At 57.6% G+C, this 16,616-nt stretch carries 13 protein-coding genes; 4 read left to right on the top strand and 9 right to left on the bottom strand.

Annotation, left to right across the window (positions count from 1 at the left end):
- Both mfd and Q0746_RS01000 read right to left on the bottom strand, forming a co-directional pair.
- Entirely contained in the window at nt 1-3,444 is a 3,444-nt protein-coding gene (mfd, locus tag Q0746_RS01005) for a transcription-repair coupling factor (RefSeq protein ID WP_298256320.1), read from the bottom strand.
- Nucleotides 3,445-3,475: 31 nt separating this feature from the next.
- Entirely contained in the window at nt 3,476-3,997 is a 522-nt protein-coding gene (locus tag Q0746_RS01000) for a component of SufBCD complex (protein ID WP_298256318.1), read from the bottom strand.
- Between the two features lie 166 nt (nt 3,998-4,163).
- Here Q0746_RS01000 and hemB point away from each other — a divergent pair, with 166 nt between their 5' ends.
- The 3 genes from hemB to Q0746_RS00985 all read left to right on the top strand — a co-directional run bounded on the left by hemB (nt 4,164) and on the right by Q0746_RS00985 (nt 6,231).
- Nucleotides 4,164-5,162 carry a porphobilinogen synthase gene (gene hemB, locus Q0746_RS00995; RefSeq protein WP_298258007.1) on the top strand — a complete coding sequence of 333 codons (999 nt, stop codon included), beginning with the start codon at nt 4,164-4,166 and terminating at the stop codon, nt 5,160-5,162.
- Nucleotides 5,159-5,545 carry a hypothetical protein gene (locus Q0746_RS00990; RefSeq protein WP_298256316.1) on the top strand — a complete coding sequence of 129 codons (387 nt, stop codon included), beginning with the start codon at nt 5,159-5,161 and terminating at the stop codon, nt 5,543-5,545. The genes hemB and Q0746_RS00990 overlap by 4 nt, the downstream gene beginning before the upstream one ends.
- Before the next feature lie 128 nt (nt 5,546-5,673).
- Nucleotides 5,674-6,231 (top strand): lipid-binding SYLF domain-containing protein, encoded by a 558-nt coding sequence (locus Q0746_RS00985; protein ID WP_298256314.1) that lies wholly within the window; start codon nt 5,674-5,676, stop codon nt 6,229-6,231.
- Between the two features lie 57 nt (nt 6,232-6,288).
- On the opposite strand, the gene Q0746_RS00980 is transcribed toward Q0746_RS00985, so the two are convergent.
- Both Q0746_RS00980 and Q0746_RS00975 read right to left on the bottom strand, forming a co-directional pair.
- Entirely contained in the window at nt 6,289-6,645 is a 357-nt protein-coding gene (locus Q0746_RS00980) for a PilZ domain-containing protein (RefSeq protein ID WP_298256312.1), read from the bottom strand.
- A gap of 330 nt (nt 6,646-6,975) precedes the next feature.
- Nucleotides 6,976-7,854, bottom strand: a complete 879-nt coding sequence (locus tag Q0746_RS00975; RefSeq protein ID WP_298256310.1) for an NAD(P)-dependent oxidoreductase — start codon at nt 7,852-7,854, stop codon at nt 6,976-6,978.
- 99 nt (nt 7,855-7,953) lie between these two features.
- Here Q0746_RS00975 and Q0746_RS00970 point away from each other — a divergent pair, with 99 nt between their 5' ends.
- Nucleotides 7,954-10,425 (top strand): penicillin acylase family protein, encoded by a 2,472-nt coding sequence (locus tag Q0746_RS00970; protein WP_298256308.1) that lies wholly within the window; start codon nt 7,954-7,956, stop codon nt 10,423-10,425.
- 39 nt (nt 10,426-10,464) lie between these two features.
- Here Q0746_RS00970 and hflX read toward each other — a convergent pair whose 3' ends face one another.
- The 5 genes from hflX to Q0746_RS00945 all read right to left on the bottom strand — a co-directional run bounded on the left by hflX (nt 10,465) and on the right by Q0746_RS00945 (nt 16,604).
- Nucleotides 10,465-11,742 carry a GTPase HflX gene (gene hflX, locus Q0746_RS00965; RefSeq protein WP_298258005.1) on the bottom strand — a complete coding sequence of 426 codons (1,278 nt, stop codon included), beginning with the start codon at nt 11,740-11,742 and terminating at the stop codon, nt 10,465-10,467.
- Nucleotides 11,735-11,974, bottom strand: coding sequence for an RNA chaperone Hfq (gene hfq / locus Q0746_RS00960; protein WP_298256306.1), 240 nt, complete (start codon nt 11,972-11,974; stop codon nt 11,735-11,737). The genes hflX and hfq overlap by 8 nt, the downstream gene beginning before the upstream one ends.
- A gap of 165 nt (nt 11,975-12,139) precedes the next feature.
- Complete coding sequence (locus tag Q0746_RS00955) at nt 12,140-13,687, bottom strand: potassium transporter TrkG (protein WP_298256304.1); 1,548 nt, start codon at nt 13,685-13,687, stop codon at nt 12,140-12,142.
- A gap of 2 nt (nt 13,688-13,689) precedes the next feature.
- Entirely contained in the window at nt 13,690-15,066 is a 1,377-nt protein-coding gene (trkA, locus tag Q0746_RS00950) for a Trk system potassium transporter TrkA (protein ID WP_298256302.1), read from the bottom strand.
- A gap of 116 nt (nt 15,067-15,182) precedes the next feature.
- On the bottom strand, nt 15,183-16,604 hold the full coding sequence (locus Q0746_RS00945) for a sigma-54 dependent transcriptional regulator (RefSeq protein WP_298256301.1): 1,422 nt from the start codon (nt 16,602-16,604) through the stop codon (nt 15,183-15,185).
- Between the last annotated feature and the right edge of the window lie 12 nt (nt 16,605-16,616).

Here is a 16,616-nt window from a genome sequence, read left to right as displayed (position 1 = left end):
TTACTTGGCCTTTTGTGCCCTCTTGAAGGTGCCTGCATGTTCCGCCAGATCACGGGCAATGGCAAAAGCCCCTTTGATCTTGTCGGCCTCTTTCTTCCAGTCTCTGCGTACGACGACCTTGTTGTCTTTCAGCTTGGCTAGATTGCGGTCATCCTGAAGGTAGGCCACCAACCCTTCCGGCTTGGCGAACTTGTTGTTGTGGAACTCTATTGTTGCGCCGCGCTCGCCTGCGTTCAGCTTGGCGATCCCTGCGCGTTTGCACATGGCCTTGATGCGTACAACCAACATCAATGTGTTTACCTCACGCGGCAGCTTGCCAAAGCGGTCGATCAGCTCGGCGGCAAAGCCTTCCAGCTCGACCTTGGTCGTCAGACCCGACAGGCGGCGATAAAGGCCAAGACGCACGTCTAAATCGGGGACATAATCCTCAGGGATCAATACCGGCACACCAAGGTTGATCGTCGGGGCCCATTGGTCGTCAGTTTCCGTCAGGCCTTCCATCTGGCCGGACCGGATCTTGGCGACGGCCTCTTCCAGCATGGATTGGTAAAGCTCAAAGCCCACTTCGCGCATATTGCCGGATTGCTCTTCGCCCAGAACATTGCCTGCGCCCCTGATATCAAGGTCTTGGCTGGCGATGTTAAAGCCCGCCCCGAGGCTGTCGATGGAGCCGAGGACGCGCAAACGTTTCTCGGCGGTGCTGGTCAGTTTCTGGCGGGGCTTTGTCGTCAGATATGCATAAGCACGGGTCTTGGAGCGCCCGACCCGCCCGCGAATTTGATACAGCTGGCTAAGCCCGAACATATCGGCGCGGTGTATGATCATGGTGTTGGCGGTTGGAATGTCGATGCCGGACTCAACAATTGTGGTGGCCAGAAGCACGTCATATTTGCCGTCGTAGAAGGCGTTCATGCGGCTGTCCAATTCACCAGGTGCCATTTGACCGTTGGCCACAAGATAGGACACCTCCGGCACATGTTCCTTCAACCATGCTTCAACATCAGGCAGGTCCGAGACGCGTGGCACCACATAGAAACTTTGCCCGCCGCGATAATGTTCACGTAACAGGGCTTCGCGGATAGTGACCGTGTCGAATTCGGATACATAGGTTCGGATCGCCAATCGGTCCACGGGCGGCGTGCCAATGATCGACAATTCACGCACGCCCGACAAAGACAACTGCAAGGTGCGCGGGATCGGAGTGGCCGAGAGCGTCAGCACGTGAATATCAGAGCGCAACTGCTTGAGGCGCTCTTTGTGCTGCACGCCAAAGTGTTGTTCCTCATCAATAATCAACAAGCCTAGGTTTTTGATATGCACCTGTTTGGACAATACCGCATGGGTCCCCACGACGATGTCAATGGTTCCATCGGCCAGCCCTTTGCGGGTCTCGCTCGCGTCCTTCGCGCTTACAAAGCGTGACAGTTGCCGCACATTGATCGGGAAGCCGCGAAAGCGCTCTTGAAAGCTTTGGGTATGCTGACGCGACAAAAGCGTCGTCGGTGCGACCACAGCCACCTGCATGCCACTTGCGGCGGCGATGAAGGCCGCGCGCATCGCGACCTCGGTTTTGCCAAAGCCCACATCGCCGCAGACCAATCGGTCCATCGGACGGCCTTTGGCGAGGTCATCCATCACGGCTTCAATGGACGTCAGCTGATCTTCGGTTTCTTCATAGGGGAACCTTGCGCAGAAGGCCTCCCACATGTCCTGCGGAGCTTCCAAAATCGGGGCGCGCCGCAGCTCCCGCTCGGCTGCGATGCGGATCAACCTGTCTGCCATGTCACGGATGCGCTGTTTCAGACGGGCTTTCTTGGCCTGCCAAGCCCCGCCCCCCAATTTGTCCAGCAGGCCTTCTTCATGGCCATATCGCGACAGGAGTTCGACGTTTTCAACCGGAAGATACAGCCGGTCCCCGCCTGAGTACTCCAGCAAAATGCACTCGTGGGGCGCGCCGGCTGCGGTAACGGTTTCAAGGCCGATATAGCGGCCAATCCCGTGATCGACATGGACGATCAGCTCGCCCAAAGACAAGCCTTGGGTTTCGGTAAGGAAGTTCTCTGCCCGCTTGGCTTTCTTGGCGCGGCGGATCAGGCGGTCGCCCAGCACATCTTGCTCCGAGATCACCGCAAGACCCGCGGCGGTGAACCCTTCCTCCAATGCCCAAACGGTCAGATAGACCCCTTGCTCCCCGACATCCTTAAAGGAGGTCACCTGTTTGGCGTCGCGAATGTCTTGGTCTTCAAGTAAGCCGCTGAGCCGTTCCCGCGCCCCTTCGGAAAAACTGGCGACGATCACAGATCGCCCGTCACGAAGTTCATTAACATGATCCGCGAGTGCGTTGAATATGTTGCGATCTTCGGCTTGTCTCTCGGGGGCGAAGTTGCGCCCGATCCGCCCGCCCGCATCGGTGACACCTGCTCCGGTGGCTTGGGGAAGGCTTGCCAATTGCAAGACGCGTTTGCCCTTCAAGGTAGATTGAAACGCGTCATTGTCGAGATACAGCAAATGCGGCGGCACCGGTTTATAGACGCTGTCGACGCGAGCCTTGGACTTCAGGGCTTCTGCACGATTGTCATATTGGTCTGCTATTCCTTCCCAGCGAGAGATGCGGGCGGGTTCGGACTTGTCGTCCAGCACAACTATGGCATCCGGCAGATAGTCAAAAACGGTTTCCAAGGACTGATGAAAGAACGGCAGCCAATGCTCGATGCCTTGATGCTTTCGGCCTGCAGACACGGCTTCGTACAATGGGTCGTCGGTCCCTGCCGCGCCAAATTCTATGCGGTAGTTTTGCCGGAACCTTGTGATGGCCGCCTCGTCCAGAATAACTTCTGAGACGGGGGCCAGCTCCACACGGTTGAGCTTTTCGGTGGTGCGTTGGCTGGCCGGATCAAATCGCCGGATTCCATCCAGAACATCTCCAAACAGATCAAGACGGATCGGGCCGGTTTCGCCCGGTGGGAAGATGTCGATAATCCCCCCCCGAATGGCGTAGTCTCCGGGCTCCATTACTGTGGGGCTTTGGGTGAAGCCCATCCGCACAAGATAGTCGCGCAGGGACTTTTCGTTGATCTGGCGGTCGACTTCCGCGACGAAGGACGCCCCTTCGAGCACAGTGCGCGCGGGCACGTATTGGGATGCCGCCGCCAAAGTTGTCAACAAAATGAACGGGCCGGGAATTCCGCTGGCCAGCCCTGCCAATGTCGCCATCCGCGCCGCCGCCACATCCGCATTTGGCGAGACACGATCATATGGCAGGCAATCCCACGCGGGGAAATCCAGCACGGGGACGTTAGGGGCGAAAAAGCGCAAGGCTGTGCGCATCGCTTGCATGCGTTTGTCATCGCGGGCCACATGGATAACGGGGCCGCGTTCCAGCTCTTTTAGAAGCAGTCGAGCATCAAACCCTTCGGGGGCACCGGAAACTGTGATCATATTCATGGCCGATGACCTATGTCATGAGGCGCGGGTGTCAACCGCCCAGCACACCTACAGACAGATTATGAAGCATCCCCCACATGGACGTCACAAGGATCGACAACATGCCAATGACTTGGATGGCCAGTCGTTGCCGCCGCAGCTTCATGCGAATATCTGCAAGGGAAGTGTGATCGATGCGCCGCGCACATCGCACCGAAAGCGCGAAAACCAGCGACAAGGGCGCGAAGATCAGGAACAGCGCCTGACTGAACTCCAGCTTGTAATAGAACCCCAAAAGCGCCAGCGCGGTCAGGATGAAAAAGCCGAAACCCACCAACCAGATGCCCGAATTATCGGCGATAAAGGTAAACCGGTTGGCATTGCTGCGCACCAAATCCTTCAAGTCCTGATCCACTTGACCGCCGTATTTCGTCGCCCGTGCGACCATATCATAGGGCACACCAATCACGTAATGCGACGCGGCAGACCAAACATAGGCCAATGTGATCCAGAACCACAGGTTTGAGAAAGAGCGCATGTCGATAAGCTCGAAGACCGTTGAGTAAATATCCACGCTTGGGCGCCTCATTGGTGGGGTCAGTGTGAGGCTGCACCCTAGTCGGGGATTGAGGCGATGAAAAGACCGGCCAATGCGATTTTGGGCCAAGGGCTTGAGGCGCGGTGTCAATCATGCCACCACTGGAGAAATGTTGCTCTTTGGAGGCCAAATTTTCATGTCCATCACGCCCGTAAATGCGCCCTTCCCGATGACGCGCCTGCGCCGTTTGCGTCGTACAGCTGCCTTACGCGGCTTGGCGGCTGAAAACACCTTGAGCGTGAATGATCTGATCTGGCCGATCTTTGTGATGGAAGGGCAAAACGACAGCTACGCCATCCCGTCCATGCCGGGGGTCATGCGGTTGACGGTTGATCGGGCCGTATTGGCCGCCAAGGAGGCACATGATCTGGGGATTCCGGCGATCTGCATTTTTCCATATACGGATGATGCCTCGCGGACTGAGGATTGCGCCTTGGCGTGGTCCCCTGACAACCTGTCCAACCGCGCAACGGCTGCGATCAAAGCCGCGGTGCCGGACATCGCGATTATGACAGATGTCGCATTGGACCCCTATAACGCCAATGGGCACGACGGCTTTGTGCGCGACGGCACAATTGTGAATGACGAAACCGTAGAGGCTTTGGTCAAAATGACGCTTGCGCAGGCCGCTGCGGGTGCGGATATTATCGGGCCGTCTGACATGATGGATGGTCGCATCGGGGCGATGCGCCGCGCCTTGGAGGCCGATGGTTTCCAAGACGTCGCAATCCTTAGCTATTCTGCCAAATATGCCTCTGCCTTTTATGGCCCGTTCCGCGATGCGCTGGGGGCGTCGGGGGCTTTGGTTGGCGACAAGAAAACCTATCAGATGAATCCCGCCAATTCGGATGAAGCCCTGCGGTTGGTCGCACGTGATCTGTCTGAGGGCGCGGATATGGTCATGGTCAAACCCGGCCTGCCCTATCTGGACATCTGCCGCCGCGTCAAAGACCAGTTTGGCGCCCCAACCTATGCCTATCAGGTCAGCGGCGAATACGCGATGATCATGGGGGCCGGTGCCAATGGCTGGATCAACGAGGAACAGGTGATGATGGAAAGCCTGATGGCCTTCAAGCGCGCGGGCTGCGATGGAATCCTGACCTATTTCGCACCAAGGGTCGCAAAGTTGCTGGGCGCATGATCTTTGCGGCAGGACAAGTCTGGAGCTTTGCTGAGACTGAAGATCATCCGCAACTGATCGTGACCATCGGCTGTATTGATACGGCCGGTGACTTGGGCGCGGATCCGTCCAATTGCGCGGTGCTATCGGTGTCGATGACCCCGAGCGAGGAAGCTCGCAAACTGGATTGGCCGCAAGTCGAGCACGCGCCAATTGCCGAGACCGCGTTCAACTCGGACAATACGGCGGAGTTGGTGTTGGATGGCGTGTCATCCCCCGAGGGCTTTCGTGAGGGATACACGACATGGCGCACGGCATTTGATGCGGGGAATGCAGGGGTGTTTTCCTTAGCCCCACCCGACGCCTATGCCGCCATTTTGCAAGTTTACGCTGAAAAAGGCTGATCAAACTTTCGGCAATCTACCGCCGTGCCGTGCTCAATTCGCGTGACAAGGTGCGGATCATGCCGTATTTTATCCACAAGGCCCGATTTCAGAGGCCAACGGCAGTAAATTATATATAGGCGGAACTCATGAGCATTCTTTCTCGGCGCAATTTTCTTGCGACCTCTGGTAGCGCGACTTTGCTTGCGGCATGCGGCAATGGCGTCAATTCACAAGGCGGCGGCAAGATCGACGCGCGTGTGGATAGCGCATTGGATTTTATGTATAATAACGTCGGTGGAACGACCGATCTGTCGAATAAGGCGGTTGGCATTTTGATGATGCCACTGGTTTCAGAGGCGGGCTTCGGTGTTGGCGGATCCTATGGGCGTGGTGCTTTGCGGGTGAACGATGTCACCGTTGATTACTATTCAACAACCGCTGCAAGCTTCGGCTTCCAGATCGGCGCGCAGCAATATTCGCACGCATTGTTCTTCATGACCGAACAGGCATTGTCAGATTTTCGCAGGTCCCCAGGCTGGACATTGGGCGCAGATGCGCGCTTTGCAGTGGCAAATGACGCTGGAAACCTAGGTGTTGATACCACTACGGCGCTGACACCTGTCATTGCAGTTGTCTTTGGTCAGTCCGGTTTGATCGCTGGTGCGCAGATTGAAGGCAATAAATACAACCGTATCATTCCGTAACAAAGCTGCCGTCATAGCCCAGTCAGCTATGGCGGCCTCACATCGGGGTCTTTGCCCCTAGATGCGCTTGTGCAGTGTAGCGTGATCTTCAAACGCAAGAGCATTCTTTAGCATTTGCACGCTCAGACGTCTTTCGAATTCCAGCCCTGCAAACTGCGAATTCCGCCATATGATTTCGGCGGGGACGGAGATGCCGCAAAAGGTCAGCTCGACGTGCATTCCGGGTTCGCCGATAGTGATGACATCGATTTTGCAGCCCTGACGCCCCAAATCGGCCATATGGGTCAATTTGCATTGATTTAGGCACATGACCTGCACCGGAATCCTGCAGCTATGCCGCAGATCACTGCGACGCGTAAGTCGCCACAGGATGATGAGTATCAGAGATCCCAACAGTATCTTCAGCGCAATCATATTGCCCCCCTGCATTGAAAAACTGTGGCTTTTTGGGGTGATTGAGCCAGCGCGTGGCAAAGCGCCCTTTGGGGCGTTCAAACTCGCGTCGGCGGCCAGCCTGTAAACACAAACACCGTCCTGCATGATTTCATGTTTGCACTGGGCCTCGGGCGCGGAGGCCGCTGGGCCCGTGCTGAACACACAGAATAAAAGACCACATAGCGTGATTGATCTAAGCACAATACGACACCTCATAGAGCACCAACTATGAGGCTTGCGTCTTATCCTAAGGTTAATTGAAGCGCAGATTTAGATCGCGGCGCTTCAACAGGGCTTTTGGGGGCAGGTTCAGGCGTGATCCAGCGCCCGTAGACGTTGGATCAGGGATGAGGTGTCCCAACGACCACCGCCCATTTTTTGGACGTCCTTGTAGAATTGATCCACCAAGGCGGTCAGCGGCAAGGACGCGCCATTCTCGTCGGCCGTATCAAGGCAAATGCCCAAATCCTTGCGCATCCAGTCTACGGCAAACCCGTGGTCGAATTCATTGTCCACCATGGTTTCATAGCGGTTGGACATCTGCCATGATCCAGCGGCCCCTTGGGAGATAACCTCGACCACTGCCTTGCCGTCCAGTCCGGCTTTGTCGGCGAAGTGAAGCGCCTCGGACAGGCCCTGCACCACGCCTGCGATGCAAATCTGGTTGACCATCTTGGTCAATTGGCCCGCCCCGTTGTCGCCCATGCGTTTGCAGGCTTTGGCGTAGACGTTGATGATCGGCTCGGCGCGGTCATAGGCGCCCTGATCGCCACCGCACATAACCCCGAGTTGGCCATTTTCGGCCCCCGCTTGGCCTCCGGAGACCGGCGCATCAACAAAACAGATTTGCTTGTTGTCGGCATCGGCATAGAGTTCACGGGTGACCTTGGCGGATACGGTGGTGTGATCGACAAAGATAGTGCCAGCGTCCATGCCTGCAAATGCGCCATCCTCCCCCAAACAGACCGAGCGCAAGTCATCGTCGTTCCCGACACAGGCCATCACGAAATCAGCCCCCTGTGCGGCTTCGCGCGGGGTGACGGCGAAACGGCCGCCCTGCTCTGCCACCCATTTTTCGGCCTTGGCGGTGGTGCGGTTGTAAACGGTGACGTCATGGCCCGCTTTGGCAAGATGTCCGGCCATCGGATACCCCATTACGCCCAGTCCAAGAAAACTAACTTTTGCCATTCTGTGAAGTCCCTGTTTCATCTGTTTGATTATGCCTGCCAACCGATGTAACGACAGGGGCTGAAGCGTCAATAGTAGGGCGCAAATTCCGGAGGGTCGATGGGTCTGGTTTTCAAATGGTCGTTGCGGCTTTTCATGCTGCTTGCGCTGCTTTCGGGGCTGGCGTTGGCGGGGGTGTATTACCTCGCGTCACGGTCGTTGGTCGATTATGACGCGGATTACACCGTGCCGGGCCTTCATGGGCAGGTCGAGATCATTCGCAATAACTCCGGCGTGCCGCATATCTTTGCTGACCGCGATGAAGACGTTTATTACGGACTTGGGTTTGCCCATGCGCAGGACCGCCTGTGGCAGATGACCATGCTGCGCCGCACCGCTCAGGGGCGGTTGAGCGAGCTGTTTGGCGAACGCACGTTGAACGTTGATAAACTGATCCGCAGGTTGGATGTCTACGGTTTGGCGCAACGCTCGGTCGAGGCGCAGGATGCGGATACATTGGCCGCCTTAGAGAGCTATTCTGCGGGGGTGAATGCGTGGCTTCGCACGGTCAACCAAGAGGCCCTTGGACGCGGCGCACCGGAATTCTTCGTGTTCTCCCCACAGATTGCCCCATGGCAGCCCGCCGATAGCATCGCCATTATCAAGATCATGGCGTTGCAGCTATCGGGCCATCTGGAGGAAGAAGTCGTACGCGCGCGGGCCTCCTTGGTGCTGCAGCCCGAACGGGTGCGTGACCTTCTGCCCGACAATCCGGGTCAAGGGATTGCGGCGCTGGACTACGCGGGCCTGATGCACGGGCTTGGGCTCCCGCGCTATGCCGCGAATACCACCAGTGACACAGGCAACTTCCTATCGCCCTTCCCCGAGCGCGAATTGGCTGGCGCCTCTAACGCCTTTGCGGCCGCGCCAGAGCGGTCGGCTGCAGGGGGAACCTTGCTGGCCAATGACCCGCATTTGGGGCTGTCGGCCCCGTCAATTTGGTATCTGGCTCGGCTGGATCTGGCGTCGGGTGGGGTGATCGGCGGAACCATTCCTGGCATGCCGGTTGTGTTAAGCGGGCGCTCTGACAAGGTTGGTTGGGGGCTGACATCGGCCTATGTGGATGACCAAGATCTCCTGATCGAGAAATTGAACCCCGAGAACCCAGACGAATACCTCACAGCTGACGGCTACAAACGTTTCAGGACCGCGCAATCGATCATCTTGGTAAAGGACGCCCCATCCGAAACCATCAACATGCGCTGGTCTGACAATGGCCCGATCTTGCCCGATACACATTACAATCTTGGCACAATCACCCCCTTGGGGCATGAGGCGGCGCTAAGCTGGACGATGCTGACGGATCAAGACACCTCCATTCAGGCGGCGTTGCGGATCATGCAGTCCAGCACCGCAGAGGACGTCATCGCAGCCGGTGAGGGCTATGTGGCCCCCGCGCAGAACCTGACCATTGTGGATCAAGACGGCATCGCGTTTAAAACCATTGGCCATGTGCCCCGTCGCAATCCGGCGCATCAATCGCGCGGGCGTATTCCCTCGCCGGGTTGGTTGGCGCAAAATCGCTGGCTGGGTGTGATGCCCTATGCCTCCAACCCGCAGTTCACGCGCCCTAGCGGTGGCATCTTGGGCAATACAAACAACAAGGTTGTTGAACGCCCCTTCCCCGATCACGTCAGCTATACCTATGGCGATACGCAGCGGGTGCAGCGCTGGCGTCGGTTGATGTTGGGGCGGCAGGTTCATACGCGCGACAGTTTCATTGACGCTCAGCTTGATACGGTGTCATTCACCGCGCGCTCCTTGCTTCCGTTGATTGCTGGGGATCTGTGGTTTACCGGAGAGGCCGCCCCCGATGGCACGCCCGAGCGTCGCCGCCAAAAAGCGTTGGAGCTGATGGCGCAGTGGAATGGCGAGATGTCCGAACATCTGCCTGAACCCTTGATCTATTCTGCATGGCTGCGCGCGTTGCAGTCACGCCTTATCCGCGATGAAATCGGGCCGCTGGAAAGCGAGTTCACCCATGTGGAGCCTTTGTTTATCGAGCGGGTTTTCCGAAACGCAGACAATGCGGGCGTGTGGTGCGATGTTTTGCAATCTGCGCCGGTCGAGACCTGCACCGACATCTCACGTTTGGCGTTGGACGATGCCTTGGTCTGGCTGAGCGACAAATACGGCGCGGCGATTGAAAGCTGGCGTTGGGGGGATGCGCATGAGGCGACCCACGATCACCAAGTGCTGGGGAAAATACCCTTCTTGTCGATCTTTGTGAACATTCGCCAATCCACCTCTGGTGGCGATAATACCTTGCTGCGCGGGCGCACGTCCGGCAGTGGTCCGGACCCGTTTCAGAACGTTCATGCGGCGGGCTACCGTGGGGTGTATGATTTTGGCGACCCTGATAGCTCGTTGTTCGTGATGGCAACGGGGCAGTCGGGCCACCCGCTGTCACGGCATTACGATGATTTGGGTGTGCTGTGGCGGCGCGGGGAATATGTACCGATGTCGCTTGACCCTGAGTTGGCGCGTGCAGGCTCCGTGGGGACAATCACGCTGGTGCCGTCGGGCGAATAGAGGCATCTTGCAAGGCGAGATGAATGACGCAGGTCGTCGTCACAGCTTCTCAAACTGGCCCTTTTGCGTCGGCTTCCACGTGACGGTCAGCTTGAATCCGGTCTCGGTTTGCTCTTCTGCGTCGACGACTTCTTGGCCGAACAACCAAGCGCGGGCTTTGCCGTCTGCGAAACCCAGATCGATCACTTCGGTGGTAGAGCCCGCGCGCAAGAGACCCGATACCGCATCCAACAGCGCGTCGATCCCTGCCCCAGTAACTGCCGAGGTCAAGAACAAGGCGTCGTCACGGTCGACTTTGTTGGTGGCGGTTTCCAGAGGCTCTGGCTTCAGCTGGTCTGATTTGTTCCAGACCTCCAACACGGGCACATCTTTATCTACCCCAAGATCGGCCATGATCGCGCGGACGTCGCGGGCTTGGCCTTCGGATTCGGGATGCGAGATGTCGCGCACATGCAGGATCAGATCAGCGCTCAGCACTTCTTCCAGTGTCGCGCGGAAGGCGGCCACAAGTTGCGTCGGAAGATCAGAGATGAAGCCAACCGTGTCCGACATGATGATTTCCAACCCGTCGGGCAACTCTACCGACCGCATCGTCGGGTCGAGCGTGGCAAACAGCATGTCTTTCACCAAGACTTCGGCGCCGGTTAGCCTGTTGAACAAAGTCGATTTACCGGCGTTGGTGTATCCGACCAAAGCCACGACAGGATAAGGCACTTTGGCGCGGGCCGCGCGGTGCAACTCGCGGGTCTTTACCGTCTTTTCGAGCTGCCGACGGATGCGAACGATGGCTTCATCAATGGCACGGCGATCGGCCTCGATCTGTGTCTCACCTGGCCCGCCCACAAATCCAAGGCCGCCGCGTTGACGCTCTAGGTGTGTCCATGCGCGAACAAGGCGCGTGCGCTGGTAGGACAAGGCCGCAAGTTCTACTTGAAGGACGCCCTCGCGGGTTGCCGCGCGGTCCGAGAAAATCTCCAAGATGAGGCCGGTGCGGTCAAGAATTTTGACGCCCCATTCCTTCTCAAGATTGCGTTGCTGCACCGGCGTGACGGGGCCGTCGATCAATACCAGCTCGACTTTTGCATCGTGCAGACGGGTTTTCAGCTCGGCGATTTTGCCGGTGCCGAACAATGTGCCCGCTTTCACCTTTGGCAAGGGGACGACTTCAGACCCCGCGACCTCCAGTCCGGGCAAAGCATCCGCCAGCGAAACGGCTTCCGAAAGCGCGAAGCTCGGGAGCCTGCGCGCCTTTATGTCTTTGATGTCAGGATGGACGACCCATGCGCGGGTCAGGCCGGCCTCTTCGGTCTCAAGAATTATCTTCACCGTCGTAGAGGTTGATCGGTTGCGATGGCATGATCGTTGAAATCGCGTGTTTATAGACCAATTGGGACTGACCATCGCGGCGAAGCAGCACGCAGAAGTTGTCGAACCAAGTGATCACGCCTTGCAATTTCACTCCGTTGATCAGGAAGATCGTCACCGGAATCTTAGTCTTGCGAACGTTGTTGAGGAATGCGTCTTGTAGGTTTTGCTTATCAGCGGCCATTTTTTATTGCCTTTTTTATTGCGCTAGTTGTGCGAGCGTCAGCCGAGCCGACACCTGTCCGTGATGAAATTGCAGTATGTCGTGGCTTTTATTGGGCGTCCAGCCCTGAATTTCGCCTTAAAACTGGCAAAAAGTCACAGGGGGGCGCGGGTGACGTTGGGTGAGTTAGCGACGCCAGAAGTCAGGGTTGAACAAAGCGATGATGGCCAAAGTTTCCATTCGCCCCAATACCATAGCCCAAATCAGGATCGATTTCGAACCGGTTGACAGGCTTGCGTAACTGGCGCTTTCGTCCAAAGCCACATAGATCAGCGGCCCCGTGGTCGACAGGCCCGACAAGGCAAAAATCACTGATTCCTCAAAGCCCAATCCGGTGAAGGCTAAAGCGACAACCACACCCGCGATAGAGAGCGCAAATAGCATGAAGAAAATCCACGCGATGAAGGCGCCCTCTCGGCGCATTCCACGCCCAAGGCGCCCACCGCTGCCGATGGAGGACGGGTGAACCAGTTTCTCCATCTCTCGGACCCCGTGTTTATAGAGCGCGTAGAAGCGGAGCAATTTGACCCCGCCCGCGGTGGTCGCGACGCCCCCTCCCAAGATTGCCAGCCCCGCCAGCACCAATCCGGGCGTGGGCAGCGCCGACCAATCCCGCGCGGTTTCCCAATCCCCAGATACAAAGCCGGTGGTGGAAAGGAAGGACAACACGGTGAAGACTGCCCCCCAAAGGGCGCGCACCGCGGACAGGACGTCGCTTTCCTCATTCACCTCAATCGCGCCGATAAAATGACGGAACCACAAGGCCAAGGGCACAAGAACAACAAAGCAAAGAGCCACCCGCATCTCGGGGTCGTTGCGCAGGCTGGAGGAATAGTGTTTGTCAAAGGGCAACCAAGTGACCTGACGCGTCACGGCGATGAACAGGAAAACAAAGATGGCGATCTCTGCGGGTACGGACATGCCCAGCTCGGCCAAAGTTCTCAAGGGCAAGATACCGCTGGTGGACATGGTGGCCATTGCGATCATCACCCCGTTGAAACTGCCGGTTCCGCTGATGACTTGCAGCAACCAGATGATCAAGGTGAGGGAAACGTAAACCGGAAGCACTTGCGCGGTGAAACGGGCCACGCGTTTGTTGGGCTCGGTGGCGCGCGCCAGCTGGGCACCAGATCCCGGCAGGCCACCGCTAGAGGGTGTTGGGCGCAACACTTCAAAGCCGCCAAGCGTCATCGGTGCCAGAATGGCCACCGCCGAGACGATCACCAAAAAGCCCCCCATCCAACCGACAATCCCGCGCCACAGGTGGATCGGATCCGGTATCAGATGCGGCGTGTCAAAGATCGACGCCCCCGTTGTTGTGATGCTGGAGACCATCTCAAAGTAAGCATTGAAGAACGACATGGAGGGCCGCGCCTCATGCAGTGGCACCGCCAGCATGACCGGTAGGGCCAAAAAGGCTGCAACCAAGGTCAATAGCTGGCTGCGCGGCACATTGCGCACGGGCTGACGAAACGTCCCCAAACCAATCAAAGCGGTCAAAAACCCGAATAGCACTGCCCCGTAGAAAAACGGTTGCGCAACCCGATGCTGATCCAAGGCGAAGGCATGGATCGCGGGCAGCAACATCGCAACCGATCCCGTGGCCATAAGCTGCACAAACAGGGGCAGCTGAAGCAGCACAGGAATGGTCGTTGCTTTGGATCGCTGGGCCATAGCTAGAAAAAGTCGACCGAAACCTGCAACAGGCGCTCTACTTCCGGAACATCTGCCGCAAGGGCGAAGATCACGATGGTGTCGCCCTCGTCAACGCGGGTCCCGCCGACAGGGCGCACGACTTTGTTGCCCTTCTGGATCGCCCCGACCAAGACACCTTCGGGAAAGCTGATGTCGCGGATGGGTTGCCCCGAGATTGGCGAGGTCGACAAGACCTGAGCCTCTATCACCTCTGCCTCGGCGTCCCCGATGGAGTAAATCTGGCGCACGCGGCCATGCCGGATATGGCGCAAGATCGACGACACGGTGGTTGCTCGTGGGTTGATATAGGCGTCTACGTCTAGCGGCTCCATCAGGGGAACCAAGGTGGGATCATTCACCAGCGCGATTGTCATCGGGCAGCCTTCGGCCTTGGCACGCACCGCCGCAAGAAGGTTGGTTTTGTCATCATCTGTCACGCAAAGCACGGCGTCGGCGCGTTTGATATTGGCCTCGTTCAGGATATCGGCGCTCAGCCCGTCGCCATGCAGCACGATTGTGCGCTCCAACTCATTGGCGGCACGCTCCGCAATGGGGCGGTCCTTTTCGATCACCTTGGCGCGAATGCGTTCGGTCCGTTTTTCAAGCGCTTGGGCCACGGCCAGCCCGACGTTTCCGCCGCCAATGATCACGACGCGTTCTTGCTTGGATTGGGTTTTTCCGAAAATCTCCATCGCGCGTGGAACGTCTTCGCGGTGGGTGGATAGGTATATCTGGTCTCCGGAGAACAGCTGATCCCCAGGGTCAGGGGCAAACAGATTTCCTTCGCGGCGCACCCCAACGACCACAGCGCGCAGAGTGGAAAACAGCTCGGTCAGCTGGCGCAGCGGGGTGTTCAGGACCGGACAGTCTTCCTCAAGCTGAATGCCCAAGAGTTGTACCTGCCCCGCAAGGAAATTTTCGGTGTCGAAGGCTGCGGGGGCGGCGAGGCGCTGCAACGCGGCTTCTGCCACCTCTTTTTCGGGGCTGATCACCACATCAATGGGCATGTGATCGCGACGATACAAATCAGAGTAGATCGCGGTTAGATAGCTTTGTGATCGCAGTCGGGCAATTTTACGCGGTACGGAAAAGGCCGAATGTGCCACCTGACAGGTGACCATGTTGACCTCGTCCGAATAGGTCGCCGCGATGATCATATCTGCGTCTCTGGCACCAGCACGATCCAGCACATCAGGATAGCTGGCAAATCCGGTGATACCTTGCACATCCAGTGTCTCGGTGGCGCGGGCGACAAGTTCAGGATTGTTGTCCACAACGGTGACGTCGTTTTTCTCGCTCGACAGGTGGCGGGCGATTTGCCAACCGACTTGCCCTGCCCCACAGATGATGACTTTCATCGAATGATCCCCGGTGTTTGGAATGCTCAGGCATGCCAGATGGGCGCTGGCGGGTCAATTGTTATGCGCGTATCCCCCCAAGCCTAGACGGCTTGGGGGGATCGCTGGGAAAACCACTAGTCGGAGGTGCTTTCGGCCATGTCGTCTTCTTGAACCTGCGCGATGCGGGCGCCGGCCTTGTTCGATGTCACCACGCCCAGCGATTTCAGCTTGCGGTGCAGCGCGCTGCGCTCCATTCCGACAAAGGCCGCCGTGCGAGAGATGTTCCCGCCAAAGCGGTTGATCTGGGTCATAAGATATTCACGTTCGAACAGCTCACGGGCCTCGCGCAGGGGCAAGGTTGCCAGATTGCCGCCAATGGTGACACCGCTTTCGCTTTCAACGGCACCTTCGGATTGTGGCAGCTCTTTTGCTTCAATGTCGCCCTTGTCGGGGCCAAGGATCAACACGCGCTCAATGACGTTCTTTAACTGGCGAATGTTGCCTGGCCACTGCATCGTTTGCAGCAAGGTGATCGCATCATCTGCCAGCTTTCGCAGGGGCAGTCCTTGGGAGCTGTTAAACGTCTCAATGAAGTGGTTTGCCAAGGTTGGTATGTCTTCGCGGCGATCTTCCAAGCTTGGTACTGCAATTGGGACCACATTCAGGCGGTGGTATAGTTCCTCGCGGAACGTGCCCGCGGCGATGGCTTGATCCAAGTCGCGATTGGTGGAGGAAATCACCCGCAGGTCAACGCGCACCTTGTCTTTACCCCCCACCCGCTGAAACTGCTGCTCAACCAAAACGCGCAAGATCTTCGACTGGGTGCCAAGGGGCATATCCGCGACTTCGTCAAAGAACACGATGCCGCCGTGAGCTTGCTCTAGCAGTCCGGGTTCAATGCCGCGTTCCTTGCTTTCGCGGCCGAACAGCAGCTCTTCCATACGCTCGGGCTCTATGGATGCGCAATTGATGGTAACGAAAGGGGCATTGGCGCGGTTGGAATTCGTGTGGATGTAATGGGCTGCGACGTCTTTGCCGGCCCCTGCTCCACCGGTCAGCATGACGCGACCATTGGAGCCGGTAACCTTGTCCAACTGGGCTTGCAAAGCCTTGAACGCCGAGCTTTCGCCGATGGTTTCCGAGACAACGGCCTCGCCGCGCTTAAGTTGGTTGTTCTCGCGACGCAGGCGTGAGGTTTCCATGGCGCGGGTGATCACCACCATCAGCTGATCAATATTGAACGGCTTCTCGATGAAGTCGTAAGCCCCCTGTTTGATCGCGGCGACCGCAATCTCGATGTTGCCGTGACCGGAGATGATCACCACCGGCACATCTGGGTTGTCGCGCTTGACCTGTTTGAGGATGTCGATGCCATCCATCGAGCTGTCTTTCAGCCAGATGTCCAAAATCATCAACGCCGGTGGTTCCGCGTTGATTTCTGCCATGCAGGCATCAGAGGTGCCGGCCAGCCGTGTGGTGAACCCTTCGTCCTTCAAAATGTCCGAAATCAACTCTCGGATGTCTCGTTCGTCGTCTACGATCAGAATATCGCCCATATTTCTGCTCCT

The organism is uncultured Litoreibacter sp., from assembly GCF_947487515.1.
Classification (GTDB): Bacteria; Pseudomonadota; Alphaproteobacteria; order Rhodobacterales; family Rhodobacteraceae; genus Litoreibacter.
This window is presented reverse-complemented; position numbering and strand designations above follow the sequence as displayed.